26 protein-coding genes and 1 pseudogene are annotated in these 24,930 nt (G+C 37.7%); 21 read left to right on the forward strand and 6 right to left on the reverse strand.

Features of this window, described 5'->3' with window-relative positions:
- The first annotated feature begins 85 nt into the window (after positions 1-85).
- Together L2716_RS06330 and L2716_RS06335 are read left to right on the forward strand one after the other, a co-directional pair.
- Positions 86-529, forward strand: coding sequence for a YhcN/YlaJ family sporulation lipoprotein (locus L2716_RS06330; protein WP_236332848.1), 444 nt, complete (start codon positions 86-88; stop codon positions 527-529).
- 141 nt (positions 530-670) lie between these two features.
- Entirely contained in the window at positions 671-1,273 is a 603-nt protein-coding gene (locus L2716_RS06335; protein ID WP_236332851.1) for a TVP38/TMEM64 family protein, read from the forward strand.
- Here the strand turns inward: L2716_RS06335 and L2716_RS06340 are convergent.
- Positions 1,270-1,521: a hypothetical protein gene (locus tag L2716_RS06340; RefSeq protein WP_236332853.1), complete on the reverse strand. Its 252-nt coding sequence runs from the start codon at positions 1,519-1,521 to the stop codon at positions 1,270-1,272. The two genes, L2716_RS06335 and L2716_RS06340, sit on opposite strands and share 4 nt — an antisense overlap.
- 88 nt (positions 1,522-1,609) lie before the next feature.
- Between L2716_RS06340 and L2716_RS06345 the strand changes: the two genes are divergently transcribed.
- Positions 1,610-2,263, forward strand: coding sequence for a ribonuclease H family protein (locus tag L2716_RS06345; protein WP_236332855.1), 654 nt, complete (start codon positions 1,610-1,612; stop codon positions 2,261-2,263).
- 220 nt (positions 2,264-2,483) lie between these two features.
- Here L2716_RS06345 and gltC read toward each other — a convergent pair whose 3' ends face one another.
- Entirely contained in the window at positions 2,484-3,389 is a 906-nt protein-coding gene (gene gltC, locus L2716_RS06350; RefSeq protein ID WP_236332857.1) for a glutamate biosynthesis transcriptional regulator GltC, read from the reverse strand.
- Between the two features lie 179 nt (positions 3,390-3,568).
- Here gltC and gltB point away from each other — a divergent pair, with 179 nt between their 5' ends.
- From gltB to L2716_RS06395, 9 genes are all read left to right on the forward strand, one after another.
- A complete protein-coding gene (gene gltB, locus L2716_RS06355) occupies positions 3,569-8,098 on the forward strand; it encodes a glutamate synthase large subunit (RefSeq protein WP_236332859.1) in 4,530 nt (1,509 codons plus the stop codon).
- A 14-nt stretch (positions 8,099-8,112) separates the two neighbouring features.
- The gene (locus L2716_RS06360) at positions 8,113-9,594 is read left to right on the forward strand and encodes a glutamate synthase subunit beta (RefSeq protein WP_236332861.1); all 1,482 of its coding nucleotides are present in this window, start codon (positions 8,113-8,115) and stop codon (positions 9,592-9,594) included.
- Positions 9,595-9,704: 110 nt separating this feature from the next.
- A complete protein-coding gene (locus L2716_RS06365) occupies positions 9,705-9,848 on the forward strand; it encodes a hypothetical protein (RefSeq protein ID WP_236332863.1) in 144 nt (47 codons plus the stop codon).
- Positions 9,849-10,053: 205 nt separating this feature from the next.
- Positions 10,054-11,313 carry an ergothioneine biosynthesis protein EgtB gene (egtB, locus tag L2716_RS06370; RefSeq protein WP_236337817.1) on the forward strand — a complete coding sequence of 420 codons (1,260 nt, stop codon included), beginning with the start codon at positions 10,054-10,056 and terminating at the stop codon, positions 11,311-11,313.
- A gap of 154 nt (positions 11,314-11,467) precedes the next feature.
- On the forward strand, positions 11,468-12,415 hold the full coding sequence (locus tag L2716_RS06375; RefSeq protein ID WP_236332865.1) for a S8 family peptidase: 948 nt from the start codon (positions 11,468-11,470) through the stop codon (positions 12,413-12,415).
- Positions 12,416-12,583: 168 nt separating this feature from the next.
- Positions 12,584-13,237 carry a nucleotidyltransferase domain-containing protein gene (locus tag L2716_RS06380; protein WP_329610100.1) on the forward strand — a complete coding sequence of 218 codons (654 nt, stop codon included), beginning with the start codon at positions 12,584-12,586 and terminating at the stop codon, positions 13,235-13,237.
- Positions 13,238-13,317: 80 nt separating this feature from the next.
- Entirely contained in the window at positions 13,318-14,172 is an 855-nt protein-coding gene (locus L2716_RS06385; protein WP_236332867.1) for a chemotaxis protein, read from the forward strand.
- Between the two features lie 83 nt (positions 14,173-14,255).
- Positions 14,256-15,083: an aldo/keto reductase gene (locus tag L2716_RS06390; protein ID WP_329610128.1), complete on the forward strand. Its 828-nt coding sequence runs from the start codon at positions 14,256-14,258 to the stop codon at positions 15,081-15,083.
- A gap of 47 nt (positions 15,084-15,130) precedes the next feature.
- The gene (locus L2716_RS06395; RefSeq protein WP_236332871.1) at positions 15,131-15,604 is read left to right on the forward strand and encodes a glycine/sarcosine/betaine reductase selenoprotein B family protein; all 474 of its coding nucleotides are present in this window, start codon (positions 15,131-15,133) and stop codon (positions 15,602-15,604) included.
- 8 nt (positions 15,605-15,612) lie between these two features.
- On the opposite strand, the gene L2716_RS06400 is transcribed toward L2716_RS06395, so the two are convergent.
- Positions 15,613-15,855, reverse strand: coding sequence for a hypothetical protein (locus L2716_RS06400; protein WP_236332873.1), 243 nt, complete (start codon positions 15,853-15,855; stop codon positions 15,613-15,615).
- Positions 15,856-15,970: 115 nt separating this feature from the next.
- On the opposite strand from L2716_RS06400, the gene L2716_RS06405 reads away from it, so the two are divergent.
- The 3 genes from L2716_RS06405 to L2716_RS06415 all read left to right on the forward strand — a co-directional run bounded on the left by L2716_RS06405 (position 15,971) and on the right by L2716_RS06415 (position 17,493).
- Positions 15,971-16,579: a DUF502 domain-containing protein gene (locus L2716_RS06405; protein ID WP_236332875.1), complete on the forward strand. Its 609-nt coding sequence runs from the start codon at positions 15,971-15,973 to the stop codon at positions 16,577-16,579.
- Complete coding sequence (mug, locus tag L2716_RS06410; RefSeq protein ID WP_236332877.1) at positions 16,572-17,093, forward strand: G/U mismatch-specific DNA glycosylase; 522 nt, start codon at positions 16,572-16,574, stop codon at positions 17,091-17,093. Before L2716_RS06405 ends, mug begins: the two co-directional genes overlap by 8 nt.
- A gap of 70 nt (positions 17,094-17,163) precedes the next feature.
- Positions 17,164-17,493 carry a four-helix bundle copper-binding protein gene (locus tag L2716_RS06415; protein ID WP_236332879.1) on the forward strand — a complete coding sequence of 110 codons (330 nt, stop codon included), beginning with the start codon at positions 17,164-17,166 and terminating at the stop codon, positions 17,491-17,493.
- A 103-nt stretch (positions 17,494-17,596) separates the two neighbouring features.
- On the opposite strand, the gene L2716_RS06420 is transcribed toward L2716_RS06415, so the two are convergent.
- Positions 17,597-17,782, reverse strand: coding sequence for a hypothetical protein (locus L2716_RS06420; protein ID WP_236332881.1), 186 nt, complete (start codon positions 17,780-17,782; stop codon positions 17,597-17,599).
- Between the two features lie 53 nt (positions 17,783-17,835).
- Positions 17,836-19,203, reverse strand: a complete 1,368-nt coding sequence (locus L2716_RS06425; protein ID WP_236332883.1) for an MATE family efflux transporter — start codon at positions 19,201-19,203, stop codon at positions 17,836-17,838.
- A gap of 144 nt (positions 19,204-19,347) precedes the next feature.
- Between L2716_RS06425 and L2716_RS06430 the strand changes: the two genes are divergently transcribed.
- The 3 genes from L2716_RS06430 (at position 19,348) to L2716_RS06440 (ending at position 22,045) form a co-directional block, all read left to right on the forward strand.
- Positions 19,348-20,361, forward strand: coding sequence for an NADP-dependent oxidoreductase (locus L2716_RS06430; RefSeq protein ID WP_236332885.1), 1,014 nt, complete (start codon positions 19,348-19,350; stop codon positions 20,359-20,361).
- Between the two features lie 149 nt (positions 20,362-20,510).
- The gene (locus L2716_RS06435) at positions 20,511-21,131 is read left to right on the forward strand and encodes a LysE family translocator (RefSeq protein WP_236332887.1); all 621 of its coding nucleotides are present in this window, start codon (positions 20,511-20,513) and stop codon (positions 21,129-21,131) included.
- Positions 21,132-21,325: 194 nt separating this feature from the next.
- Complete coding sequence (locus tag L2716_RS06440; RefSeq protein ID WP_236332889.1) at positions 21,326-22,045, forward strand: class I SAM-dependent methyltransferase; 720 nt, start codon at positions 21,326-21,328, stop codon at positions 22,043-22,045.
- A gap of 40 nt (positions 22,046-22,085) precedes the next feature.
- Here the strand turns inward: L2716_RS06440 and L2716_RS06445 are convergent, their stop codons facing one another.
- Positions 22,086-22,865, reverse strand: coding sequence for a DeoR/GlpR family DNA-binding transcription regulator (locus L2716_RS06445; RefSeq protein WP_236332891.1), 780 nt, complete (start codon positions 22,863-22,865; stop codon positions 22,086-22,088).
- 299 nt (positions 22,866-23,164) lie between these two features.
- Here L2716_RS06445 and L2716_RS06450 point away from each other — a divergent pair, with 299 nt between their 5' ends.
- From L2716_RS06450 to L2716_RS06460, 3 genes and pseudogenes are all read left to right on the forward strand, one after another.
- Complete coding sequence (locus L2716_RS06450; RefSeq protein ID WP_236332893.1) at positions 23,165-24,028, forward strand: GNAT family N-acetyltransferase; 864 nt, start codon at positions 23,165-23,167, stop codon at positions 24,026-24,028.
- A 112-nt stretch (positions 24,029-24,140) separates the two neighbouring features.
- A pseudogene (locus tag L2716_RS06455) lies at positions 24,141-24,455 on the forward strand (thioredoxin family protein).
- Positions 24,456-24,689: 234 nt separating this feature from the next.
- Positions 24,690-24,914, forward strand: a complete 225-nt coding sequence (locus L2716_RS06460) for a hypothetical protein (protein WP_236332895.1) — start codon at positions 24,690-24,692, stop codon at positions 24,912-24,914.
- The last annotated feature ends 16 nt before the right edge of the window (positions 24,915-24,930 follow it).

Here is a 24,930-nt window from a genome sequence, read left to right on the forward strand (position 1 = left end):
GAACCAGAAGTATGATTTTCCATCAGTTTGAAACAATAAAGGAAAACGAGGTTGTATCGAATGAACATGAAAGGACAGATTTTATATGATACAAGTGAAGAAAATGTTTCTCGTTCCTGCGATAATAATGATCATCGTACTTGGAGGATGTAAAGAGGAACAATCATCAGATATGAAGAATACTATATCGACGAAGGAGCTTTCTGTACAAGAATCCTCATCCATTCATGAAGAAATAAAAAAGGTGAATGGTGTGGATGATGTCAAACTCATTCATTCTAAAGATCAACTATTGGTAGCGATTAAAATAACAACAATGGATCGTTTTAGAATAGAAGAGATCCAGCATAAAGTTCAAAAGAAATTGGATGCGGCATACCCGGAAATGGATGTCACAATATCACCAGACAAGAAAATTTTTATGAAAATTGGTGAACTCGAAAGTAAACAATCTGAAAAATCATTAACTGAACGAGACATCCATAAGAAAGTCAGATCTTTAATTAAGCTATCTAAGGACAAAGGGTAATCAATCATTCATAATCTTTCTAGCCTTTTCGACATTACATAACCCTAGAGAATATTTTTGTACAGTACTTTGGGAACAACACGTAATGAGAAAGGGCTGTTGTGCATGAGATGGGTATTACACACATTAAAATATAGTGCAATGGCTGCTATGATTCTATTTTTAATTTTGATTGGAAACAAGGTTAATCATGATCCAGAACAATTAAGAAACTGGTTTATATCTTTTGGCATATTTTCACCGTTAATGTATGTCGTATTTTGTTCTTTACGACCGGTGATCCTATTTCCGTTTCTCATTTTGACAGTTGCCGGAGGGTTAGCATTTGGTCCGATATTTGGCACACTTTTAACCATTATCGGTGGTTTAATTGGGGCATCTATATCGTTTTATATCTCGCGAAAATACGGTGATTTATTGAAAATCGAAAGTCGAGAACGTTTCCAAGCCTTAACACAGAAAATTGACCAAAAGGGATTCCAGTATGTACTCATATTGAGGTTAGTTCCGCTATTGAATTTTGACATTGTTAGTTACTCTTCAGGTTTGACATCCATCCGTTATAAACCTTATATCCTTGCAACCTCTGTCGGTATGATTCCAGGCACAGTCGGTCTTAATTACATTGGCAGCTCACTTGTATCTGTTAATATGAAAGAAATGATCATTGTTCTTGCTCTACTGTTCATCGTCTTTATCCTATCTATCGGTCTCAAGAGGTATATGAGTAATAGATTGGATTAATGTAAGACATTTGTTTCCCAACTGGATAAGTCATAATGTCCTACATTAATTTTTGATGCTTCATTTTGAAGGAGAGTACGTAAATGTTCAGGTAGGCTTGGGGTTAGTGGATGATCTAAATCAATTGTATCATTTGGAGAATAGATTAGAACGGAAAATAACTTACGATTGGTCATATCCATACCCGTTATTGTAATAAAATTCAGGTCTCTCGTCCGATAAGTATAGAAAATGCGGTATAACTCCATCGATATCACCTTTTTTTATCAACATTATCGCCAATAGACAGCTATTACATACTTGTATCCGTGTCCGTTATTAAATGGAGGTAAATATATGAAGGTAAGAATTGAATTAATCTATAAAACACCAAAAGGCATGAAAACATCTTTCAATTCTGAGATGATAGATGCAGAAGATGCCATTCTCATCTCAGAAGACTTAGAAAAGACCGGGCGTGTAAAGAGTATCAAGTTTGTCGACCACCGAGAGGGCACTTGGTCTGTAAAGGAACTGAAAGAATTTTTAAAGGGGATTCAAACCGAACCTCATGACATCATCGTTTACTTTGATGGAGGCTTTGACTTAGAAACTAAGCATTCTGGATTAGGTTGTAGTATTTATTACAAGCAAAACGGGAAATCATATCGATTACGAAAAAACTCGTTGATTGAAGAACTTCATACAAATAATGAAGCAGAATATGCTGCACTTTATCTTGCAATAGATGAATTAGAACAGTTGGGTGTTCATCATCTACCTGTACAATTTAATGGTGATTCACAAGTTGTCATTAATCAGATGCGAGAAGAATGGGCATGTTTTGAAGATGCTCTGAGAAGTTGGGCTGATCGAATTGAAAACAAAATGAAGAAATTAGGAATTGAACCTGAGTATTTATTGGTCTCAAGGAAAGAAAACAAAGAAGCAGACAAATTAGCGACCCAAGCATTACAAGGTATTGAAATCATCAGTACCACTGAAAAATGAAGATAAACATACTCAACATTTATAATCGTTATTCAACAGACACATCTGGAAGACTCAAGAGGCATAGAACCGCATTCGTACCGCGAAAGTGGAGAAAAGCTGAAATGGCGGATTGAAAGAGCCCTATTCGTGCCATAACTATAGGAAAAGGTTTAGAGATGTTCTTCTCTAAACCTTTTTACTGTGAAACAATTAGTCTTTGTTACCGCATTTTTTAACCTTATTGTCCGAATCGATTCAGTTTCTCATAAAACTCTTTCAAGAATTCAAAAAATATTTGCTCGGATGGTGCGAGTTCTCGATTTTGAGGTATGACAATACCGACCGTTTTTTTGACATTCGGTTCAATGACTTCAATAGCGACGGTGTCACGGTCTTGTCTTTCATGCAAACTGATTTCTGGTAGTAAGCTTACGCCAAGACCAGCGGAAACGAGCCCTTTAATCGTATCGACATCTTCACCTTCAAAAGCAATTCGTGGATTAAACCCTACCTGTTGACAAGCTCTCGTTACAAGCTCTCGTAATACATACCCTTGTCTGAACATAACAAATGGGTCCTGCTTTAATTGACCTAACCTCAAATGTAGCTCGCCAGCTAATGAATGTTGTTCAGGTAATAAAGCTAATAGTTTTTCTGTAAAGAAGATATGCCCTTTCACATCTGATTGTTTTGCTGGAACAGGAGAGACGAATGCCAGATCAATATGACCTTGGATTACAGCGGTAGTTAGTTCATGAACAGTCCCTTGACGTAATTGAAAACCGATTTGAGGATGTTCCTTCCTGAAAGCAGAAATGACAGATGGAAGCGTCTTTGCTGCAAGACTGTTAGGAAATCCGAGTCTAATTGTTCCGGTCTCTGGATTCAAATATTCATAAACTTCTTGTTTCGCCTTATCGATCTCTAATACTGCTAACTGTGCACGCTCCAGAAAAATCCTACCTACTGGAGTCAACCGGATGTTACGACCTTCTCTGAAAAAAAGCTTGACCCCAAGCTCTTCTTCAAGGTTGGCGATTTGTCGACTTACTGCAGATTGTGCGATATGTAATTCTGCAGCTGCATCACTGAAATGCTCCATTTCTGCCACTTTAATAAAATAATTAATCTGTCTTAATTCCATTCATATCAACCCTTGTAAGCGCTTAATCTCAAAATGAGATCAATTCAATCTAATTTATATATTGAAAGCATAACAGAAAACCAATAACATTAAAACTAACCTATTGTCAGAAATTTTCGAATGCTCATAGGAGAATTTATTAATTTTCTTTTCATAAATATTAACGCTGGGGTGATGAGATGATACGGACAGGACTACCAGAGAAACAAGGGTTATATGATCCTAAATATGAAAGTGATGCTTGTGGAATCGGATTTGTTGCACAAGTAGATGGTACTTCTACTCATAAAACGATTAAAGATGCATTGACCATCCTGTGCCGACTTGAACATAGAGGAGGTCAGGGAGCAGACCCTGATTCTGGAGACGGCGCAGGCATTATGATACAAATGCCAGATCGACTTTTTCGTAAGACTTGGAATGAAACCCTCCCTAAACAAGGCGATTATGCTGTAGGGATGGTTTTTTTACCTCAAAATGAGTCTTTACGTAATCAAATAGAAGAAGTGATTGAGGAAATCGTTTATAAAGAAGGTCATCAATTTATTGGATGGCGAACAGTACCTGTAGACGATACAATCATCACTTCAAATGCGAAAAAGACAATGCCGTTTATAAAACAAATGTTTATTAGAAAACCTGACCATATAAAATCTGCAGAAAAGTTTAATCAAACCTTGTACTTGATTCGTAGGCTGATTGAGAAGAAAGTAGTAACACTGAACAATATTGCAGAGGGACCGTTCTACATTGCAAGTCTCTCTCCAGATGCAATTGTTTATAAAGGGATGCTCACCTCATATCAGCTCGACCAATTTTATCTCGACTTAGCGAATCCAATTACGACATCTATGTTTGGAATGGTTCATTCTCGATATAGTACAAATACGTTTCCATCGTGGGAACGAGCTCACCCAAACAGAATGCTCATGCATAATGGAGAAATCAATACAATTACGGGTAATGTGAATTGGATGAAAACACGGGAAAGTGCAGCCGTATCAACTGTATATGGCAAACGTCACAAAGATCTCCTTCCTGTTGTATCAGAGGATGCAAGTGACTCTGGTATGCTAGATCAAACATTTGAGTACCTAGTTATGAATGGTAGATCTCTCGCACATACCGCTATGTTATTGGTACCAGAAGCTTGGGATTTCAACGATCAGATGACCGACCCTGAGCGAGCTTGCTTTGAATATATGAGTTGTATTATGGAACCTTGGGACGGCCCAACTGCTCTTGCATACACCAATGGAAAGCAAATTGGTGCTTCAATTGACAGGAACGGTTTGCGCCCTGCGAGGTATTATTTAACAGACGAGAATACCATCATCTTCTCTTCTGAGGTCGGAGTGTTGGATATTGATCAAGAAAATGTCGTCCAAAAAGGGCGTTTAGCTCCTGGAGAAATGATCCTTGTTGACCTTGAAAAGAATGAAATCCTTATTAATGATGAAATCAAGCGAAAAGTTGCCGTTCAACACCCATATCGAAAATGGTTGAACGAGTCTCTCGTTAAATTACATGCTCATATTGATGGTCCGCGGTTTGAAAAGATGATCGATAAGGAAATGTTGACTTATCAACTTGCACACGGATACACGAACGAAGAAATAATGAAAAACATTCTTCCGATGGTGAATGAAATGAAAGATCCAATTGGATCAATGGGGAACGACACGCCTTTAGCCGTTTTATCTACAAAGCCTCAATTGCTATTCAATTATTTCAAGCAACTGTTTGCGCAGGTCACGAACCCACCGATTGATGCAATTCGAGAAAAGGCAATCACATCTACCACATCCTATATAGGTGCTAAAGCAAACTTGTTGGATGAAGGACCACAACATTGTACACGAATTCGATTATATACGCCCATTTTGAAGAAAGAAGAGTTTGAAGAGATTATTCATAACGGAAGAAATGACTTCCGTTCAACAAAAATATCTACTTGTTTTTCAGGTGGCACAGCTAGTTTAGAGCCTGCATTAGATAACGTATTCGAACAGGTCGAAAGAGCAATCAGACAAGGTGTTTCATTGATCGTATTAACAGATCGAGACATGAATGACAATAATATTCCTATTCCATCCTTGTTGATGGTAAGCGGATTGCATCATTACCTTGTAAGAAAAGGCATGAGGACAAAGGCAAGCATCATTATAGAGACAGCTGAAGCGAGAGACGTGCATCAATTCTCCATGCTGATCGGATACGGAGCTGATATGGTCTATCCATATCTCACATACCGGACTATTGAAAGCTTGATAGACGATGAGCATGTAACGGATTACGACTATGTGGAAGCTGTTGATCGCTTTAGAGATGCTGCCACTTCTGGAATCGTCAAAGTCATGTCAAAAATGGGGATCTCTACAATCCAGAGTTATCGTGGGGCACAAACGTTTGAAGCAATCGGACTCTCAGAAAAGGTGATTTCAAAATATTTCAGTGGCACCTCCTCTAAATTGGGAGGAATTGACCTTCAGATGATTGCAGATGAATCGATTAAACGCCATCAAAAAGCTTATTCCACATTGAACCCATCACTAGAAGCTGGAGGAGCAATGCAATGGAGAAGCACAGGTGAGCATCATTCATTTAACCCTAAGACGATTCATACGCTTCAACATGCATGTCGGACGAATGACCCTGAATTATTCAAAAAGTTTTCTGAGCTTGTTCGTACTGAAGAAGTTACCTATTTAAGGGACCTATTTGAATTCAATACAGAAAGTACAACACCGATTCCGTTGGATGAAGTTGAACCCGTGGAATCATTATGGAAGAGATTTAAGACTGGCGCGATGTCTTATGGTTCTTTAAGTAAAGAAGCGCATGAAATTCTTGCTGTTGCAATGAACCGGATCGGAGGTAAAAGTAACAGTGGTGAAGGTGGCGAAGATCCAGATCGTTTCATTAGAGATGAGAATGGAGACAGTCGAAAAAGTGCAATCAAACAAGTCGCATCTGGAAGATTCGGAGTTAATAGCCATTATCTTGTGAGTGCTGACGAAATCCAAATCAAAATGGCTCAAGGTGCGAAGCCAGGTGAAGGAGGTCACCTTCCAGGTAAGAAGGTACATCCTTGGATTGCAGAAGTTCGCGGCTCTACGCCAGGCGTCGGTCTGATTAGTCCTCCACCACATCACGATATTTACTCCATTGAAGACCTGTCTCAACTCATCTATGATTTGAAACATGCTAATCCTAAAGCTCGAGTTAGTGTGAAGTTGGTCGCAAAAACTGGTGTTGGAACAATTGCAGCAGGTGTTGCGAAAGGAAAAGCAGATGTCATACTTATTAGTGGATACGAAGGTGGTACAGGTGCATCACCTAAAACAAGTATCCGACATGCTGGTTTACCTTGGGAACTTGGATTAGCGGAAGCCCATCAAACGCTTATCCTAAATAACCTACGTGATAAAGTTGTATTAGAGACAGATGGCAAATTAATGACTGGCGTAGATGTAGTGAAAGCCGCTTTATTTGGTGCAGAAGAATTTGGTTTCTCCACAGCACCACTCGTCGTACTCGGTTGTATCCTGATGAGAGCTTGTCAATTAGATACATGTCCAGTGGGTATTGCGACACAAAACCCTGAGCTTCGAAAGAAATTCATGGGTAAGCCCGAACATGTTGTCAACTACATGAGATTCATTGCTGAAGAAATTCGTGAGGTGATGGCACAACTTGGAGTCCGAACACTTGATGAATTGATTGGTAGGACGGATTTCTTGAAATTGAATGATCAAGCGATTCATCACCCGAAAGCAAGACATCTTGATTTTACACCGCTATTCATACAAACGGACCATAGTTGGAAGCACAAGAACAGAAATTATCGGACTGAATATAACGAAAATCATTTAGATCATGCACACATTATTCCAAAAGTTCAAAAGAGTATCATGAATGAACAACCTGTCAAACTTACTCTTCCTATTCGTAATACGGATCGAGCAGTAGGTACCCGATTAGGATATGAAATCACTGAAAAATATGGAGCTAAAGGGCTCCCAGAAGATACAATTGAACTAACTTTCAACGGCACAGCCGGACAAAGTTTCGGTGCTTTCTTACCAAAGGGTGTAACACAAAAGGTGCTTGGTGATGCAAATGACTATGTAGGGAAAGGTTTATCTGGAGGGAAAATTATTGTCGCACCTCCACGGTCCAACACTTTCCGAAAAATGGAAGAAGTCGTCATCGGCAACGTTTCGTTATTCGGAGCAACTTCAGGTCAAGTATTCATCAATGGGGCGGCAGGTGAGCGTTTTGGAGTACGGAATAGTGGCGCACATGCAGTCGTGGAAGGTGTAGGAGACAACGGATGTGAATATATGACCGGTGGCAGAGTGATCATATTAGGATCAATTGGCAAGAACTTTGCAGCAGGTATGTCCGGTGGCATTTCTTACATTTGGGCTATGAATCCAAAAACAGTTATGGACCGATGTAACCGAGAAATGGTCCTTCTGGAAGAACTTGATAATATTGAAGAAATTCAATATATAAAGGAAATGCTTCACAAGCATGTTCAATATACAGGTAGCGCAAAAGCGAAATATATTTTGAATCACTGGCGGGAAGCCGTCAAACAGTTCGTCAAAATTATTCCTGAAGAATATAAACGTAAACTACAGCAAGATGATGACAGGGACATGAAAAAAGCTTCAAGTGACCATACAACATTGACCAAATAAGGAGGGAGCTCATCATGGGTAATCCGAAAGGTTTCTTAGAATATGCTCGAAAAAGCAATGAAGAGCGAAATCCGAAAGAAAGGATCAATGATTGGAACGAATATACACTACGACAAACGGACCAAGATCTAAAGCAACAAGGTGAAAGGTGCATGGATTGCGGAACACCATTTTGTCATACGGGTATGGAATGGGACAAATCATCCATTGGATGTCCAATCAACAACTTAATACCGGAATGGAACGAATTCGTTCACCAAGGAAAATGGAAACAAGCGTTAGAACGGTTGGAATTGACTAATAATTTTCCTGAGTTCACTGGAAGAGTTTGTCCTGCACCGTGTGAAGGATCTTGTGTGTTAGGCATAAATGATGATCCAGTCACGATTAAGTCGATAGAAAACGAAATTGTAGAGCGTGGTTTTGACAATGGTTGGATTCAACCGGTTCCACCAAAAACACGGACAGGAAAGCACATCGCTATAATCGGATCTGGTCCAGCAGGGTTAACTGCTGCTGATGAACTAAATAAGGCAGGCCATTATGTTACCGTCTTTGAACGTGAGGATCGTCCTGGAGGACTCCTCATGTACGGTATACCTAATATGAAATTGGAAAAGAAAACAATTGATAGAAGAATACAAATTTTAATGGAAGAGGGTATACAATTCCAATTAAATACAGAGATAGGTGTGGATATTAGTAAAGATCAACTATTAAGTGATTATGATGCTGTTGTTCTTTGCACTGGTGCACAGCAACCGCGTGATATTCCAATTGAAGAACGTGAAAGTAAAGGGATCCACTTTGCAATGGATTATTTGACTGAATCCACGAAATCATTACACTCAAAATCAGAACCTAATATAAGTGCAGAAGGTAAGGATGTAATCGTAATTGGTGGTGGAGACACAGGTGCAGACTGTGTCGCAACCGCATTAAGACAAAAATGTAAAAGCATTGTTCAGTTTGGTAAACATCCAGAACTTCCTTTAAATCGAGGAGAAGATAATCCTTGGCCGCATACACCGATGACCTTTTCACTCGAATACGCATATGAAGAAGCACATAAACAATACAAGAAAGATCCGCGTGAGTATGAAGTGCTGACACAGGCATTCAAATCATCTGATAACGGATCTGTTCAATCATTAATAACCTCTCAAGTAAAAAAGGAAACAAAAGATGGAAAAACCATCACTGTTAATATACCTAATACCGAAAAAGAGTGGAATGCTCAGCTCGTTTTGATTGCGATTGGATTTACTGGTCCTGAACAAGAAATTCTAGAGCATTTTGATTTAAGGAAGACAGAGAGAGGTTTGGTTTGGACAGATCAATCCACTTACAAGACGAGTGTAGATGGCGTATTTACGGCAGGGGACGCTAGACGCGGTCAAAGCTTGGTCGTATGGGCAATTCGTGAGGGTAGAGAAGTAGCAAAAGAAGTCAATGAGTATGTATTGAATTCTCAAAATACAGCTTTAACAAGCTAATTCGGTTATAGACCGATAACATTGTTTTACTTCCCATTCTTTTAATATTCTCGTACCTTCCAGGACATCCTTATAGTATGAAAAAGGATAATCAAGGGAGGTATTGGAGTATGGGTAGAGGCAAAAACTTTGAGCACAAACGTCAAGGTACAATTAATCGACCACCAGAAGGGTCAAAAATTGCTCGTGAAGAATTTGCACGAGACGAACCTATTGATATTCAAAAACAAGAAGATAAAAAGAATAAACGATAAGAAATAAAAGGCTGGACCTATTCAGGTCGAGCCTTTTATCTTGGTTATAAATTGCATTTTGCTTAAGACTAACCCATTAGAACTTGGATAGAAATAGCTGTCCTGAAACGAAAATTCATTAATCGTTTGCAGGAATCATTCTAAGGGAAAAGAAAAGTATGATCTAATAAAACATGATTAAAAGGGGAGAACAAAATTGTCAGTAATGGATCAAAAATATACCTTGTTATTACAACGTTACAAGCAAATACGAGGATTCTCAAAACAAATTGTATCTCCATTAGAGGTTGAAGATTTCGTCATTCAATCCATTCCAGATGTTAGTCCTCCAAAATGGCACCTTGCCCATACTACATGGTTTTTTGAGACGTTTATCTTAATTCCATATGCGGATCATTACGATAGGTTTAATGATAAATATGATTACCTATTCAATTCCTACTACGAAACACACGGCAAACCGTATCCTAGACATGCAAGGGGATTGCTCGCAAGACCGTCAGTGAATGAAATCATAAAATACCGAGAATATGTTGATGGACACATCAGTGATTTACTTGAAGATGGCAGCGAAGAATTATGTAAGCAAATAGAACCGATCCTAGAAATTGGCTTACATCATGAACAGCAACATCAAGAATTATTGATTACTGATATAAAGTATAACTTCTTCATTAATCCACTACGGCCAGCTTATCATGACCAAAAAAATGTATCCTATCATCCAGTTCCTCGCTTTGATTGGATTCATTTTGAAGAAGGGATCGTTGAAACAGGACATTCAGCAAAAGGATTTTCATTTGATAATGAAAGACCTGTCCATAAATCATGGGTAGACGATTTTGCAATCGCGAATAGACCTGTTACAAATGGTGAGTTTATTCACTTTATCAACGAGGGTGGCTATGAAAAGCCAGAGTTCTGGCTATCTGAGGGCTGGTCTATTGTGAAAGAAGAACAGTGGAAGTCACCCCTTTATTGGGAAAAGAATGAAGGAGACTGGTATACGTTTACCCTAACAGGCATGCAGAAGGTAAACGAAAACGAACCGGTCACACATATTAGCTTCTACGAAGCGGATGCTTATGCACGGTGGGCTGGCTTCAGACTTCCAACAGAAACGGAATGGGAGCATGCTATGAAAGACGCTAGCCTACAAGGTAATATGGCTGATCGTAGTTTATTCCATCCGAATGATCAATATGAAAATAGTGATTCCAACTTCTATAAAACGTATGGAGATGTTTGGGAATGGACCTCTAGTCCATATGTACCTTATCCTAGATCTAAACCACTTGAAGGTACACTCGGTGAATATAATGCGAAATTCATGTGCAATCAAATGGTGTTGAGAGGTGGTTCTTGTGCGACTCACTCCACACATATGAGGCTTACTTATCGAAATTTCTTTCATCCAGGAAAAAGATGGCAATTTAGTGGATTACGCTTAGCTAAGGATTTATAATAAATGATGAATGGAATCAAAACTATTCGGGGCTGAATCAAACTTGATTCAGCCCCTTTTTCACGTTTTATGGACAAGACACCATACCGTTTGTCTTTCACTTGAATCTAATAGGTATAAGAGCAATGCGATTTGAGTGAAAGGGAGATTGAAGATGGCAGACCTACAATTGTTTCCGTCTCAAATGATTAATACGAATGGATTTCGACGTGAAATACCGTACGGGGTCCACATGATCAACGCAAAAAAGATGTGGGACTTAGGATTCAAAGGAAAAGGGGTAACCGTTGCGGTATTGGATACTGGATGTCAACCAGATCACCCTGACCTACGTGGCCGAATCATCGGTGGACGAAATTTTACTGCAGATCATGGTGGAGACCCCTCCAACTATTCAGATAATCATTTTCACGGAACACACGTGGCTGGAACTATTGCAGCAAATTTAAATGGCTTTGGGGTAGCAGGAGTTGCGCCAGAAGCACAGCTATTAATCCTAAAAGTCATTCATGAAAGCGGAGCTAGTTCTTACGACAGTTTAATCCGCGGGATATATTATGCAATTAATTGGAGAGGACCCAACCGAGAACGTGTACGTGTCATATCCATGTCATTAGGTGGACCTGTTGATGATCCAAGATTACACGCAGCTGTGAAAAGAGCTGTTTCGAAAAACATCCTAGTCGTTTGTGCAGCAGGAAATCTAGGAGATGGACAGGCATATTCTTTTGATCGTACCTATCCTGGATACTACCCTGAGGTCGTTTGTGTTGGAGCTATTACAGAAGACAGAAAGCCTGCAGACTTTACAAATACAAATGATGAGATAGATTTAGTCGCCCCAGGTGTGAATATTACATCGACATACTTAGGAAGTAAATATGCAAGGTCTTCTGGGACATCTATGGCTACACCGCACGTCTCCGGAGCAGCAGCCTTACTTATCCAAGGGTATGAAGCCAAACTAAAGCGAAGACTTTCAGAAAGAGAAATCTATAACCTCTTAATGAACAATACTGAAAGACTGGAATTCGATCGTTTATCTGTTGGAAGGGGACTCTTGGATCTCTCGAAAGGAATTCAAGGTAAGAGGAATAGCTAACGTAATGACCCAAGATGAAATAATTTCTCTAGGGTCATTTTAATGTTTTCGTTTATACATACATCCTTGAAGGGATAGAACACTTTATTGTCGAAGGCTTGTAGGCAATACAATAATAGATTATTTTACACTACCAAAAGACTTTTGATTTATATTGAGGGGGAGCTCATGAACCGATTGGATTCTTATATAGCTGCAAAAGATTTAATTAATGTGGAATTTCGAGATTGTCAAGGTGCAATACTAGCCGGTAGTGTCGTTCGGAAAGAAGAAACATCAACTTCTGACTTAGACATTGTAATATTTGATAATCAACTTAAATCATCTTACCGTGAGTCCTTCATTTATAAAGGATGGCCAGTTGAGATTTTTGCGCATAGCCTGTCCTCTTACCAAGCATACTTCAAAATGGATTGTGAACGAGCTATTCCCTCTTTGCCACGTATGATATTCGAGGGAAGAATTATTAAAGATGAAGGGATCCTTGCACCTATTCGAAAAGAAGCAAAATTACTTCTCGACAAAGGTCCTGTTACATGGACAAAGGCAACGATTAATACAAAGAGATACTTTATTACAGACTTAATTGATGACTTACTCGGCAGCAATAACAGGAATGAACAAATATTTATTGTAAATACACTAGCTGACCGACTTCATGAGTTTGTACTTAGAACGAATGGAAAATGGATTGGTAGCTCTAAATGGATCTATCGAGCTTTAAGATCATATGATGAGCACTTTACAAATTCTTTTATAGATGCATTGAAACCTTCTATCAAAGAGGAGAATTTTGCAAAGTCATCCACATGGCTGATTTGATTTTAGAGCCTTATGGCGGTCGTTTATTTGATCGTTTCTCGATTGGGGATGTTAATCAAATTAAGAGGAGGGGTCTGTAAATGCAGAAAATAGGTATAGCCGTTATTCACGGTGCGGGCATCCAAAAAGAAGATTTTGCTGAGATCCTCATTTGTCGCTTGAAAGAAAAAATTGAGCAAGTCGCAAAAAGTAAGGGGTTAGAGATTACAGGTGAAGAATTTGTATTCATTCCAATTTATTGGGGGGAGGTCTTCCATGATAAAGAATTGAAACTGTGGGAGGCCGTTCAAAAAGGTGGACCACTTGACTTTCTCTCACTAAGAAAATTTATGATTGAGTTTTTGGGTGATGCGATAGCCTATCAACCTACTGATACCCATTATCAAAACTATGAACGAGTACATGAGACCTATTTTAAAGCATTGGAACGTTTAAGTGAACAAGTGGGACATGATTCACCTTTAATGGTAATTGGCCATAGTCTTGGCACGGTTATTACAAGTAACTATTTCTATGATGTACAGAAGGTGAATGATACTCTTCCATATATTAAAGATTGGCTACACGGGGCTTCACCTTTATCTAAGGGAGAGACACTAGCGAGTTTTGTGTCCCTCGGATCTCCTCTCGCTCTATGGAGTTTACGTTTTTACAATTTCGACAAACCGATTCAAGTTCCTTCAAAGGACTTTAAAAATCATTACCCTAACGCTAAAGGTGGATGGTGGAATATATACGACAGAGATGATGTCCTTGGGTATCCGTTAAAAACACTTAATCATGCGTATGACCAAGCTGTTAATGAAGATATAGAAATGAATATTGGAAACTTGTTAACAAATTGGAATCCGTTATCTCACTTTCAATATGTGAAGGATGAACAAATCATCCAATTTATTGTCCAAAAGCTGATATCGTTACACAGTTCTTTGTAATTTGATCTAGGCATATTACTTATAACTGATCTTTATTTTCTACTATAATGACTGTAATCCATTAAAAGGAGTGATGAAGGATGATGAAGACGATTCAAGAAACAATCCAATTACATAATGGGGTTAAGATGCCTAGACTAGGTTTCGGTGTGTTTAAAGTGGAAGAGGGATCTGAAGTTGTAGAATCAGTGAAAACGGCATTAGAAGCAGGTTATCGCAGTATCGATACAGCAGCTATATATAGAAATGAAGAAGGCGTAGGAAAAGCGATACAAGAAGCTAATATTCCCCGTGAAGAATTGTTTATTACGACAAAAGTATGGAATAAAGATCAAGGATATGAAAGCACAATGAAGGCATTTGAAGACAGCCTCGAAAAGCTAGGTCTAGATTACGTTGACTTGTATTTGATACATTGGCCTGTTGAAGGCAAATATAAAGATACATGGAGAGCAATAGAAAATTTATATGAAAGTGGGAAAGCACGAGCGATCGGTGTTTGTAATTTCAATGTCCATCACCTAAAGGACTTGATGGAGGATGCCGATGTAAAGCCCATGGTAAACCAAATTGAACTCCATCCAAAACTGACCCAAAGAGAAGTACGGACTTTTTGCAGAGACAATAACATCGTAGTAGAAGCATGGTCTCCGTTAATGCACGGTAAGCTTCTTGAACATCCAGTATTGAAAGAAATAGGGGACAAATATAATAAAACACCTGCTCAGGTTATCTTAAAGTGGGACCTACAACATGACATTGTCACAATACCGAAATCCGTTAATCCTTCTAGAATTCGTGAAAATGCTTCATTATTTGATTTTTCGCTTACAAATGAGGATATGCAAGCGATTGACCAATTAAATGAGAATGAGCGGTTCGGACCAGATCCAGATCACTTTGATTTTTAATTATTGATTGTTAGGTACCAAACCAAATTATTGAAAGAGGTGAAAACATGATTGAAAAAGTAGAAAAAGCTGTACAAGAAAGATGGGTTCCTTCATTTAAATACGAGAGAAACGAAACGAGTGTGTTTACTCGGTTAAATAAACCTCTTGAACAATCCAAAGGAGTAATCATAACAACTGGTGGCGTTTATGTTAAAGGCCAGCCTCCGTTTCAAGATCATTACGGCTTGGGTGACCCTTCTTACCGAGAAATCAAGCACGACGTTAGCTATGATCAACTTTCTATAGCCCATGAGCATTATGATCACACGAAGGCTAATGAAGATCGAAATGTTGTTTTCCCTTTAGAGATTTTGAAGCATTTAAGTGAGGAAGGGACAATCGGTTCAATTGCAGATGTACATTATTCGTTTATGGGATATGTCCCTATCCCACATCCGTTAAAGAAGGTTACTGCAAAAGAAGTTGCAGAGAAACTACAGCTTCAACAAGTAGATTTCGCCATACTCGTTCCTTCCTGACCGATTTGTCAACAGACGGCCGGTCTGGTCGCTAGAACGATTGAAGAATACGATATTCCGACGGTTACATTAACGATGGCAAAAGAAATTGCCGAATTGGTAAAACCACCTCGTTCTTTATATTCACGATTTCCTTTCGGAAGTCCACTTGGACAACCTAAGAATATTGAACAACAAAAGAACGTTCTTAAATCGGCGATCAATCTTTTAACTGATGTTAATGAGGCAGGAACCATAGTAGATTCAAACATTTCATACAAATAAAGATCAAGCAAACTGAAACAACTCTTTTCAAAAATAATGGTATAATTGAATTGGAGTAGCTGAAATATCAGTTACTCCTATTTCATTTTTTTGGAGGTAATGATGAAAGCATTTGCCAAAAATTTTCTGAACGGGATTGTTACCGTTGTACCAATCATCCTTGTTATTTATGTCGTCATAAAAGTATTTGAGTTCTTGGATAATATATTGGGCCAAGCTTTTCGCAGTGTCATGCAAGAGGATTATGTCCCTGGTATTGGACTATTAGGCTCTATTCTCTTAATAACTCTGTTAGGCTGGTTATCCAAACAATATATAAGTGGAAAAGTGGTTGAGCTCTTAGACCGCTTGCTTGATCGTATTCCGCTTGTGAAGAGTTTATATTCGATCATTAAAGACACATTGCAGTCTTTTGCAGGTGATAAGAAATCCTTCTCAAAAGTTGCACTTGTCTATATTCCAGGTACGAATATGAAAGCAATTGGATTTGTAACATCTGAATCAGTTGACTCAATTGCTGAACCGTTAACTGAACATATCGCAGTTTATGTTCCTCAAACATTTCAAGTAGCAGGAATGACTTTTCTTGTACCTATAGAAGATGTAGAAATCTTAGATATGAAAGCAGAGGATGCAATGAAGTTTGTATTATCAGGTGGAATGAGCGTGAAGCCGAACCATTTAAAAGGTGAGGGGAAAGAAAATGCTTAACCCTGTTCCTGATTTATTAGATAAAAATTTGAGGGTAATTTTCGTAGGATTTAATCCGAGTATTCGTTCTAGTGAAACTGGACATAACTACGCGAATCCTACCAATCGATTTTGGAAAATTCTTTATCAATCTGGTTTGACAGAGAGGTTATTTAAAGCCCATGAGGGAGAGCAGTTGATGGATGAATATCGATATGGCTTTACAAATATTGTGTCTAGACCAACGAAAGAAGCTGCAGACATAACGAAGGAAGAATATGAACACGGGAAAATCCAGTTGTTACAGAAAATAGAAGCTTACAGTCCCAGTGTTGTCTGTTTTGTAGGGAAGGGAGTTTATAAGCAATTTAGCGGTAGAAGAGAGGTTCAATGGGGTTTTCAAGATCAAACGGTTAGTGATCGAGCGGAAGAATTCGTCGCTCCATCTTCTAGTGGATTAGTAAGGATGAAATTAGATGAAGTGGTTAGCATATATGAACAACTTTCAACATTGTTGCAAACCCGCTCAAAATAAATGAACAAAGAAGTTTACCAACAGTTCAGAAAGGATACAGTATAGTAACATACTGTTGGAGGCGTATACTATGGCAAGGGAATTTGATCAAGATATTATTGATATTTGCAAAGAATGTCGAGATCGTTGTGCAGAGTGGCTAGAAGTAAACAATATTCAAACATCCGAACAAGTAAAAGATGATTGTAGCAGATTGATACTTGAATGCTATGATATATGTGCATACACTGTTATAACGCTTGAAAGAGAAACGCCCTTTTCTAAAGAGATTTGTCAACTTTGCGAGTTAATTTGTGAAGCTTGTGGCAATGAATGCAATACAGGTAAAGATTCATCTATCAATAGCGTAGCTGAAATTTGTTACGAAACTGCAGAACGATGTCGCCAAAGACTTTATTAAATCAAGGACCGGTAGAGTAAAGCTGGTCCTTTTTAATTTTTAGATTAATTATCTTAATTTACTGAAACGCTCGGAGGCTATAATGAGTCTCCGAGCGTTCTTGTTACACTTTAATATCAACTTTGTGACCTGCTGTAGGGTGCTGAAGCTGTTGTTGCCCTTCTTGGAAGTCTTTTAGCATCACTGTGCTTTGTGCAGCCTGTTTAGCCAAATTACCATCCAATAAATTCATATTCAATGTGTGACGTAGTTGTGATAAGTTGTTCGCCATAATTGAAGATAACTCCATACCTTTCGTCTACACCTCCTCAACTAATTCTAGTATCGGTAAGGTTTAAACGATTATGAAGTTTCATCAACCCATCTAGAAATGTGTTTCTTTTGGAGTACACGCAATCTGAAATAAAGGGTAACCGCAGCACAAGTTAATCCTGAGCTTAAACCAACCCAGTATCCAAATGGTCCTAGATCAGTATGGATTGAAAGCATATATCCAAGAGGCAAACCTACGACCCAATAAGAGACCAACGCCATGACTAGTGTAATGTTCACATCTTTATAACCTCTCAGAGCTCCTTGTATGGGAGCAGCAATAGCATCAGAAAGCTGGAAGAATATCGCATAAATTAAGAAATGACCAGTCAGCTGAAGGACCGCTTGATCGTTCGTATATAACCCAGCGATTTGTTCATTAAACAGATAAAGTAAGATTGCGGATACTAGTGCAAATAGAACGGCAATGACAATTCCCAACTGACTATACTGTTTAGCATCTTTAGCTCGTTTAGCACCAACTTCAAATCCGACAGCTATCGTTAAAGCCATAGAGACACTCAAAGGTGCCATATATAAAAGTGAAGCAAAGTTAATTGCAGCTTGGTGAGAAGCAATTGTTACTGTATCATAACTGCTCATTAATAACGTGACCGCCGCAAATATGCTTACTTCAAAAAATATGGACAGACCAATTGGAACGCCAATTTTCATTATTTCTTTCCACTTACTAAATGAAATACGATAAAAAGTATGGAATACACGGTAAATGGAAAACGGCTGAATTCTATGAACAAAAAAGACAATAATCAAGAATATAAACCAGTAAGTAATAGCTGATGCATATCCCGCTCCAACTCCCCCAAGTTTCGGAAAACCAAATTTCCCGAAAATTAGCAAGTAGTTAAATAAAACGTTTATTGGTAACGAAAGAAGCGTGATGAACATCGTCGTTTTCGTTTCACCTAGTGCATCAATAAAACTCCGTAATGCAGTATAAACAAATAGCGGTAGGATACCAATAGACAATCCGATCAAATAATGTTTCGCCACATGAGAAACATGATCCGTCAAATTCATCCCATTTAATATGGGGTGTATGATGAATATACCAAGAATAACGACTAGAATAGAAAGGAATATTGACAAATACACGCCTTGTAAGACCGAATAGGAAACACGGTTTCCCTCTTTTGCTCCAATTAATTGCGCTACAATCGGTGTTAATGCCATCAATATTCCAGTTAAGCCTGTAAAGACTGGAACCCATAGACTTGAACCGATAGCAACACCTGCAAGATCTGATGCTCCGGCTCGTCCACTCATTACGGTATCGAAGAAATTCATAGCTAAGAGACCAACTTGAGTGATAAGAATCGGTAATAAGATGATCATGAATTGTTTCATTTTTTCTGAAATTGAATTAGTTTTATACATGATATATACCTCTATTTCTACAAATACAATCGGTAACTAAGTGATTATATCATATATAAATCTGATTAATGTGTAAGCATTCTATTTCCTTTCTTAAGATAAGAAATTTATAATGATAAACAAGTTGAAAGGTGGAATGATTATATGAATACAAAACAAATCCGCTTAAAAGAGCGTCCTGTTGGTATGCCAACTTACGAAACATTCGATTGGACTAATAATGAGGTGAGTGAGCCATCAGAAGGTGAGGTATTACTTAAATCAATTTATATTTCGGTTGATCCTTACATGAGAGGTCGTATGAACGATCAGAAATCATATGTAGAGCCTTATCGTGTAGGTGAAGTCATATCGGGTGGGGTGATCGCTGAAGTAGTAAAGTCTAATAGTGCTGAGTATGTACCTGGTGATCTTGTAATAGGTAATCTCGGATGGCAAACCTATCAAATTGCTAATGAAGATCATTTACGAAAAATTGATCCTAAACAAGCTCCTATTTCAACTCATCTGGGCGTTATTGGGATGCCAGGTATGACCGCTTATTTTGGGTTGTTAGATATCGGTAAACCTGAGTCTGGTGAAACTGTAGTTGTCTCCGGTGCAGCTGGTGCTGTCGGAACCGTTGTTGGACAAATCGCAAAAATTGCTGGAGCAAGAGTAGTAGGAATTGCCGGTACAGATGAAAAAATTAAATATTTAAAAGAAGAACTTCACTTCGATGAAGTCATTAATTATAAATCAGATCAATATTTTGAAGCATTAAGAGAAGCGTGTCCAAAAGGCGTCGACGTTTATTATGATAATGTTGGTGGGGAAGTATCTGATGCCGTTTTACGTCTAATCAATAAAGGTGCTAGAATCCCAATTTGTGGACAAATCTCATTGTACAACCTAGAAAAACCGGACTATGGCATGAGAGTACAGCCCAACTTACTTGTAAATAGTGCATTAATGAAAGGATTTATCGTTTCAGATTACGGAGCTCATTTTGAAGAAGCGATAAAGGATCTATCCAATTGGTTACAAGAAGGTAAGCTCAAATATAAAGAAACGATTGTAGAAGGCTTTGAGAACATACCTGAAGCATTTATTGGATTGTTTAAAGGTGAAAATATTGGTAAATACATCGTAAAAGTCGCAGATCCAGAGCATAATTAAAAGACACAATGAAGCCGATTTAAAGGGATTCCCTATTAAATCGGCTTATTATCTTTAAGGTTTAAACCCTAATGATTGATTACGCACATTTCAATTTATTTATTATTTGATAGAATAGATGTAGTTCAATTCAAAAAGGAGACCCAATCATGGACATCAATACGATTCTCTACTTTATTTTTGCATCGATCCTTCTCACAATTACGCCAGGACCTGATTTTATGTTTGTCTTCGCGCAAAGTGTATCTCATGGTAAGAAAGCAGGTATTGCTACTGGATTAGGATTGTGCACAGGTTTAATCGGTCATACATTCGCAGCGGCGGTTGGAATATCTGCAATCATCTATCAATCAAGTCTAGCATTTACTTTAATAAAAATCGTAGGCGCAATTTATTTACTATATTTAGCCATTCAAGCATTTCGTGAAAATTCACAACCAGAAACAAAAGAGGTAAAGCAGTACAGTTTAAGTGCATTGTATCGGAAGGGTATTTTGATGAATATATTGAATCCTAAAGTATCGATATTTTTCTTAGCCTTTCTACCACAATTTGTGAGTATGAAGCAAGGTTCCATTCCAATGCAAATGACTATTCTCGGGGTTCTTTTCATTATTCAAGCATTACTCATTTTTGTTGTGTTATCAATATCAGCAGGTTCAGTCGGAGAGAGACTTTGGGGGAATCAAACTGTAGTTAAATGGATCAACCGAATGAAAGGTTCAGTATTTGCTTTTTTCTCAATACGGTTATTATTTGAACAAAAATAATACATCATAATTGTGATTGTCTCAGGATCAAATCTACATAATCCCTAAAAGGGAACAAAATTTAAGTTACCAATAGAATATTATGTCTACTATGCTTTATTCGCCTTAATCAACCAAATGTTGACTATAGTCCGCAATGTTTTCGAGCTTGTTATGACACATGTTGAGGCAAAATGTCTACAGGAGTGTGAATGATGGACAAATCAATTTCATATGAAGCCTATCAAGAAATGGCCGATTATTATGCAAGATACATAGATCATAAACCATTTAATGCTTATTATGAACGCCCAGGAACTTTATCGTTACTGCCGGATGTTGAGAACAAGAAAGTGCTTGATGCTGGTTGTGGTGCAGGATATTATACTGAGTGGTTAATCTCGAATGGTGCTCAAGTGACAGCTGTGGATTTTAGCGAAAATATGGTACAAAGAACAAAGGCACGCGTAGGAAACAAAGCGGATGTAATTCATGCTGATTTAAATGAACCATTAAGCGCTATAAAATCTAAATCAAAGGATTTAATCGTTTCAGCATTGACGTTACATTATTTAAAAGATTGGGAACAACCTATAAAAGAATTCAACCGGATTCTAAAAAATAAAGGACGATTTGTGTTTTCTGTGCATCATCCCTTTATGGATTTTACGATGTTCAATCGAGAAAATTATTTCGCAACGGAACTATTAACAGATGAATGGGAAACGAATAATGGTAAAGTAGAGGTTCAATTTTACAGGCGACCTTTAAGCGAAGTATTTAAGCCTTTATACTTAAATGGATTTGTAATCGAGAAAGTTTTAGAACCATTGCCTACTGAGGCTTTCAGGAAAGCAGTGCCTGAGCAATACGAACGCTTAAAGAAACGGCCACAATTTCTATTTGTGCGTGCTCAAAAGACAACCAACATGTAAACAATTAGTTAAGAAAAGCGGATATCTATCTACGCTTTTCTTAACCATTGTCTTCACCTTCCTCAGCAACAAGTAACTTAATATGTGTTTGCTTAAAGAGATCTTCATACTCTTTACCGGGGTTCTTATTCGTTATTACAGTATCCACTTCAGGTAAATTAAGACTTTTAACTAAGCTTTTCTTTCCGAATGCCTCATCATCTGCAAGAACAATCACTTGTGCGCCTCTTTGGCTCATCGTTTTATGAACCATAGCGGACTCTTCGTTCGAATATGAAATCCCTTCGTTCGTGATACCTTCTGCTCCTATAAACACTTTATCAACAAAATACTGTCTTAAATGCTCATGTATAGCTGACCCAATGAGGCAGTGATTACTTTTGTCTAAAATACCTCCTAGAACACTAATCTGTATGCCTTCATGTTTAGAAAGAATAGACGCATGAGTTAAGGAGTTTGTAATTGCCTTTAATTGAAGTGAAGATATTACTTCACATAGATACCTGACTGTTATAGACTCATCTAACAGTATATAGTCATTATCTCTAATAAGGGTTTGTGCACTATTCGCTATTGCTCGCATACTTCTTGAAGGTAGTTCATGCTCTTGCTCCCTTTTACTACTAGTAACTGGGGATGACTCAAGCAGCTTAGCTCCTCCTCGCGTTCTAAGTACATCCCCTTGTTCTTCAAGCTTGACTAAATCTCTTCTAGCTGTATCTCTGGATACCTCGTATAACGCCATCAATTGTGTGACAGAAATCCTTTTGTGCTTATGTAAATATTCTTTTACTTGCAATAACCGCTCATCTTGGAACATATAAACACCACATTTACCGTTTTAATACATTGTAAGGCATATAAGTGAAAATAAGCAACTACATTATGCCTTAAGATTACTTATTAGTCGCAGTGTAATAAATACTTACTATGACTTATGATGAATTACCGAGTGTGAGTGAACTATTTGTCTCGTTGAATATGAATGATCACTAAGTGTCATCAATTTATTGTAGGATAAAGCTAAGAACTTTTGTTGTAGTAAAAATAAAGGAGTGTGCAAAATGGTTCTCGAATATTAAGTCTTACAAAAGATTTATACTAGACTGGAGGAAGGATATGAAATTTCAAAGAGTGACAAGTGCGGTAAAGTTTTATGAATTAGTATATCCTTACTTAATGATGGATGAAGCATTACATAATCTTCCTTTAGGATTTTTAAAGAGGTGTGCCGAGAAAGAGAAACACCAACAATTTATTAATCAACTAAATTATTTCTCATTAGTAACAAAGCAAGACTCAGAGATTGTTTTAATTTCATTGATGACTCCATCACATAGTATTGGAATATATGGGGATGTTTCCTCAGAAAATATTGAATCAGCGGTACAAATTACGATTGAAAACATTTTGGAAGAGGAGATCGTTGTTCCAGGAGTAATCGGCCAGAATGACCTAGCTTATTTGTTTGCGAAAGAATGGATGAAAAAGACTGGCCAGTCCTTCGAAGTTGCAATGAATCAATGTATATATAAATTATCGAAAGTAAATGAACTTATTATGAGCTCAGGAACTATGCGGTTTGCAACAATGGGTGATTTAGATTTAATTTCAAGTTGGATCCATCGGTTTTCATATGCGACTGAGGCACCTTTTACAATGGAGCAGGCTAAACAAAAAGCAGAAGATTTCATCAAAGAGGACAGTGTTGTTTTATGGATAGATGACCACCCGGTTTCAATGGCTAGAAAAGCACGAAGTACCAACAATGGCATATGTGTAAACCTCGTTTATACTCCACCAGACCATACGAGGAAAGGATATGCGACGAGCTGTGTGGCTGAGTTGAGCAAACATCTATTAAAAGAGGGTTACAAATTTTGCACTTTATATACTGACCTATCCAATGTTTCCTCAAACAGTATTTATAAGAAAATTGGTTATCGTCCAATCGGAAATTCTATCGTATACCACTTCAATTAAAAATTAATTGCAATTAGAAAACAGGGGATGGATGAGTTAAGTAAACAGATTAATTAACAAATTGTTTTTATTCTTATATAATGTAAGTAACTATTTAATTGGAGGAATTGTCATGAAACAAATAACAAGTGAAAAAGAATTCTATGAAGTCATAAATGAAGCAAACCAAACGGTTGTTAAATTTGAGACAAATTGGTGTCCAGATTGTAAAAGACTAGATATGTTCATAGAAGATATCATTGAGGAAAACAAAAATAAAGAATGGTATTAAATCGATAAGGACCAATTTCCACAACTTGCTGAAAAATATGAAGTAATGGGAATTCCTAGTTTGCTTGTATACGAAAAAGGTGATAAAAAAGGCCATTTGCACAGTGCAAATGCAAAGACACCTGAATCAGTTAGATCGTTTTTAGAAAATCAATAACAAGATGAAGAAGTGGGTCGATTTGGCTCACTTCTTATTTATTAGGTATTGAACAACAAAATTTAAGCTTCTAGATATTAAACTTAAATGAATTAAATCCTAGACAAATTTTCTCAAATCTACTACTAAAGTTGGGCGTATGTCCGTTACATAAAACACATAGTGAAATATCCTAATAAAAGATGGTGAATGATTTTAAGATATCTACTTTCCATTAAAGGAGGAGGGACTTATATGGAAAAGAAACCCAGAAAGACGAATGTTAAGAAATCAATCAAACCTAATACAGCTGAGAATGAAGAAAAGGTAATCAATCCATGGGATGCGATGTGGGGGATCGGAATAGACCGGTCAGATGAAGTAGAAGTGGAACATACAGAAGAAGACCGTCCTGGAGAAGAAAAAGATAATGATAATGAAAATGAAGATAAAGAGAGAAATTTTTGGTTTAATTGGTAACAAAAATAAGCGACTG

This window comes from Pseudalkalibacillus berkeleyi, from assembly GCF_021608225.1.
Classification (GTDB): domain Bacteria; phylum Bacillota; class Bacilli; order Bacillales; family Fictibacillaceae; genus Pseudalkalibacillus; species Pseudalkalibacillus berkeleyi.

Coding starts and splice junctions, on each gene's coding strand:
- L2716_RS06330 (WP_236332848.1), top strand. CDS start 86: ATGATACAAGTGAAGAAAATGTTTCTCGTTCCTGCGATAATAATGATC.
- L2716_RS06335 (WP_236332851.1), top strand. CDS start 671: ATGGCTGCTATGATTCTATTTTTAATTTTGATTGGAAACAAGGTTAAT.
- L2716_RS06340 (WP_236332853.1), bottom strand. CDS start 1,521: ATGGAGTTATACCGCATTTTCTATACTTATCGGACGAGAGACCTGAAT.
- L2716_RS06345 (WP_236332855.1), top strand. CDS start 1,610: ATGAAGGTAAGAATTGAATTAATCTATAAAACACCAAAAGGCATGAAA.
- gltC (WP_236332857.1), bottom strand. CDS start 3,389: ATGGAATTAAGACAGATTAATTATTTTATTAAAGTGGCAGAAATGGAG.
- gltB (WP_236332859.1), top strand. CDS start 3,569: ATGATACGGACAGGACTACCAGAGAAACAAGGGTTATATGATCCTAAA.
- L2716_RS06360 (WP_236332861.1), top strand. CDS start 8,113: ATGGGTAATCCGAAAGGTTTCTTAGAATATGCTCGAAAAAGCAATGAA.
- L2716_RS06365 (WP_236332863.1), top strand. CDS start 9,705: ATGGGTAGAGGCAAAAACTTTGAGCACAAACGTCAAGGTACAATTAAT.
- egtB (WP_236337817.1), top strand. CDS start 10,054: ATGGATCAAAAATATACCTTGTTATTACAACGTTACAAGCAAATACGA.
- L2716_RS06375 (WP_236332865.1), top strand. CDS start 11,468: ATGGCAGACCTACAATTGTTTCCGTCTCAAATGATTAATACGAATGGA.
- L2716_RS06380 (WP_329610100.1), top strand. CDS start 12,584: ATGAACCGATTGGATTCTTATATAGCTGCAAAAGATTTAATTAATGTG.
- L2716_RS06385 (WP_236332867.1), top strand. CDS start 13,318: ATGCAGAAAATAGGTATAGCCGTTATTCACGGTGCGGGCATCCAAAAA.
- L2716_RS06390 (WP_329610128.1), top strand. CDS start 14,256: ATGAAGACGATTCAAGAAACAATCCAATTACATAATGGGGTTAAGATG.
- L2716_RS06395 (WP_236332871.1), top strand. CDS start 15,131: ATGATTGAAAAAGTAGAAAAAGCTGTACAAGAAAGATGGGTTCCTTCA.
- L2716_RS06400 (WP_236332873.1), bottom strand. CDS start 15,855: ATGTTTGAATCTACTATGGTTCCTGCCTCATTAACATCAGTTAAAAGA.
- L2716_RS06405 (WP_236332875.1), top strand. CDS start 15,971: ATGAAAGCATTTGCCAAAAATTTTCTGAACGGGATTGTTACCGTTGTA.
- mug (WP_236332877.1), top strand. CDS start 16,572: ATGCTTAACCCTGTTCCTGATTTATTAGATAAAAATTTGAGGGTAATT.
- L2716_RS06415 (WP_236332879.1), top strand. CDS start 17,164: ATGGCAAGGGAATTTGATCAAGATATTATTGATATTTGCAAAGAATGT.
- L2716_RS06420 (WP_236332881.1), bottom strand. CDS start 17,782: ATGGAGTTATCTTCAATTATGGCGAACAACTTATCACAACTACGTCAC.
- L2716_RS06425 (WP_236332883.1), bottom strand. CDS start 19,203: ATGTATAAAACTAATTCAATTTCAGAAAAAATGAAACAATTCATGATC.
- L2716_RS06430 (WP_236332885.1), top strand. CDS start 19,348: ATGAATACAAAACAAATCCGCTTAAAAGAGCGTCCTGTTGGTATGCCA.
- L2716_RS06435 (WP_236332887.1), top strand. CDS start 20,511: ATGGACATCAATACGATTCTCTACTTTATTTTTGCATCGATCCTTCTC.
- L2716_RS06440 (WP_236332889.1), top strand. CDS start 21,326: ATGGACAAATCAATTTCATATGAAGCCTATCAAGAAATGGCCGATTAT.
- L2716_RS06445 (WP_236332891.1), bottom strand. CDS start 22,865: ATGTTCCAAGATGAGCGGTTATTGCAAGTAAAAGAATATTTACATAAG.
- L2716_RS06450 (WP_236332893.1), top strand. CDS start 23,165: ATGAAATTTCAAAGAGTGACAAGTGCGGTAAAGTTTTATGAATTAGTA.
- L2716_RS06460 (WP_236332895.1), top strand. CDS start 24,690: ATGGAAAAGAAACCCAGAAAGACGAATGTTAAGAAATCAATCAAACCT.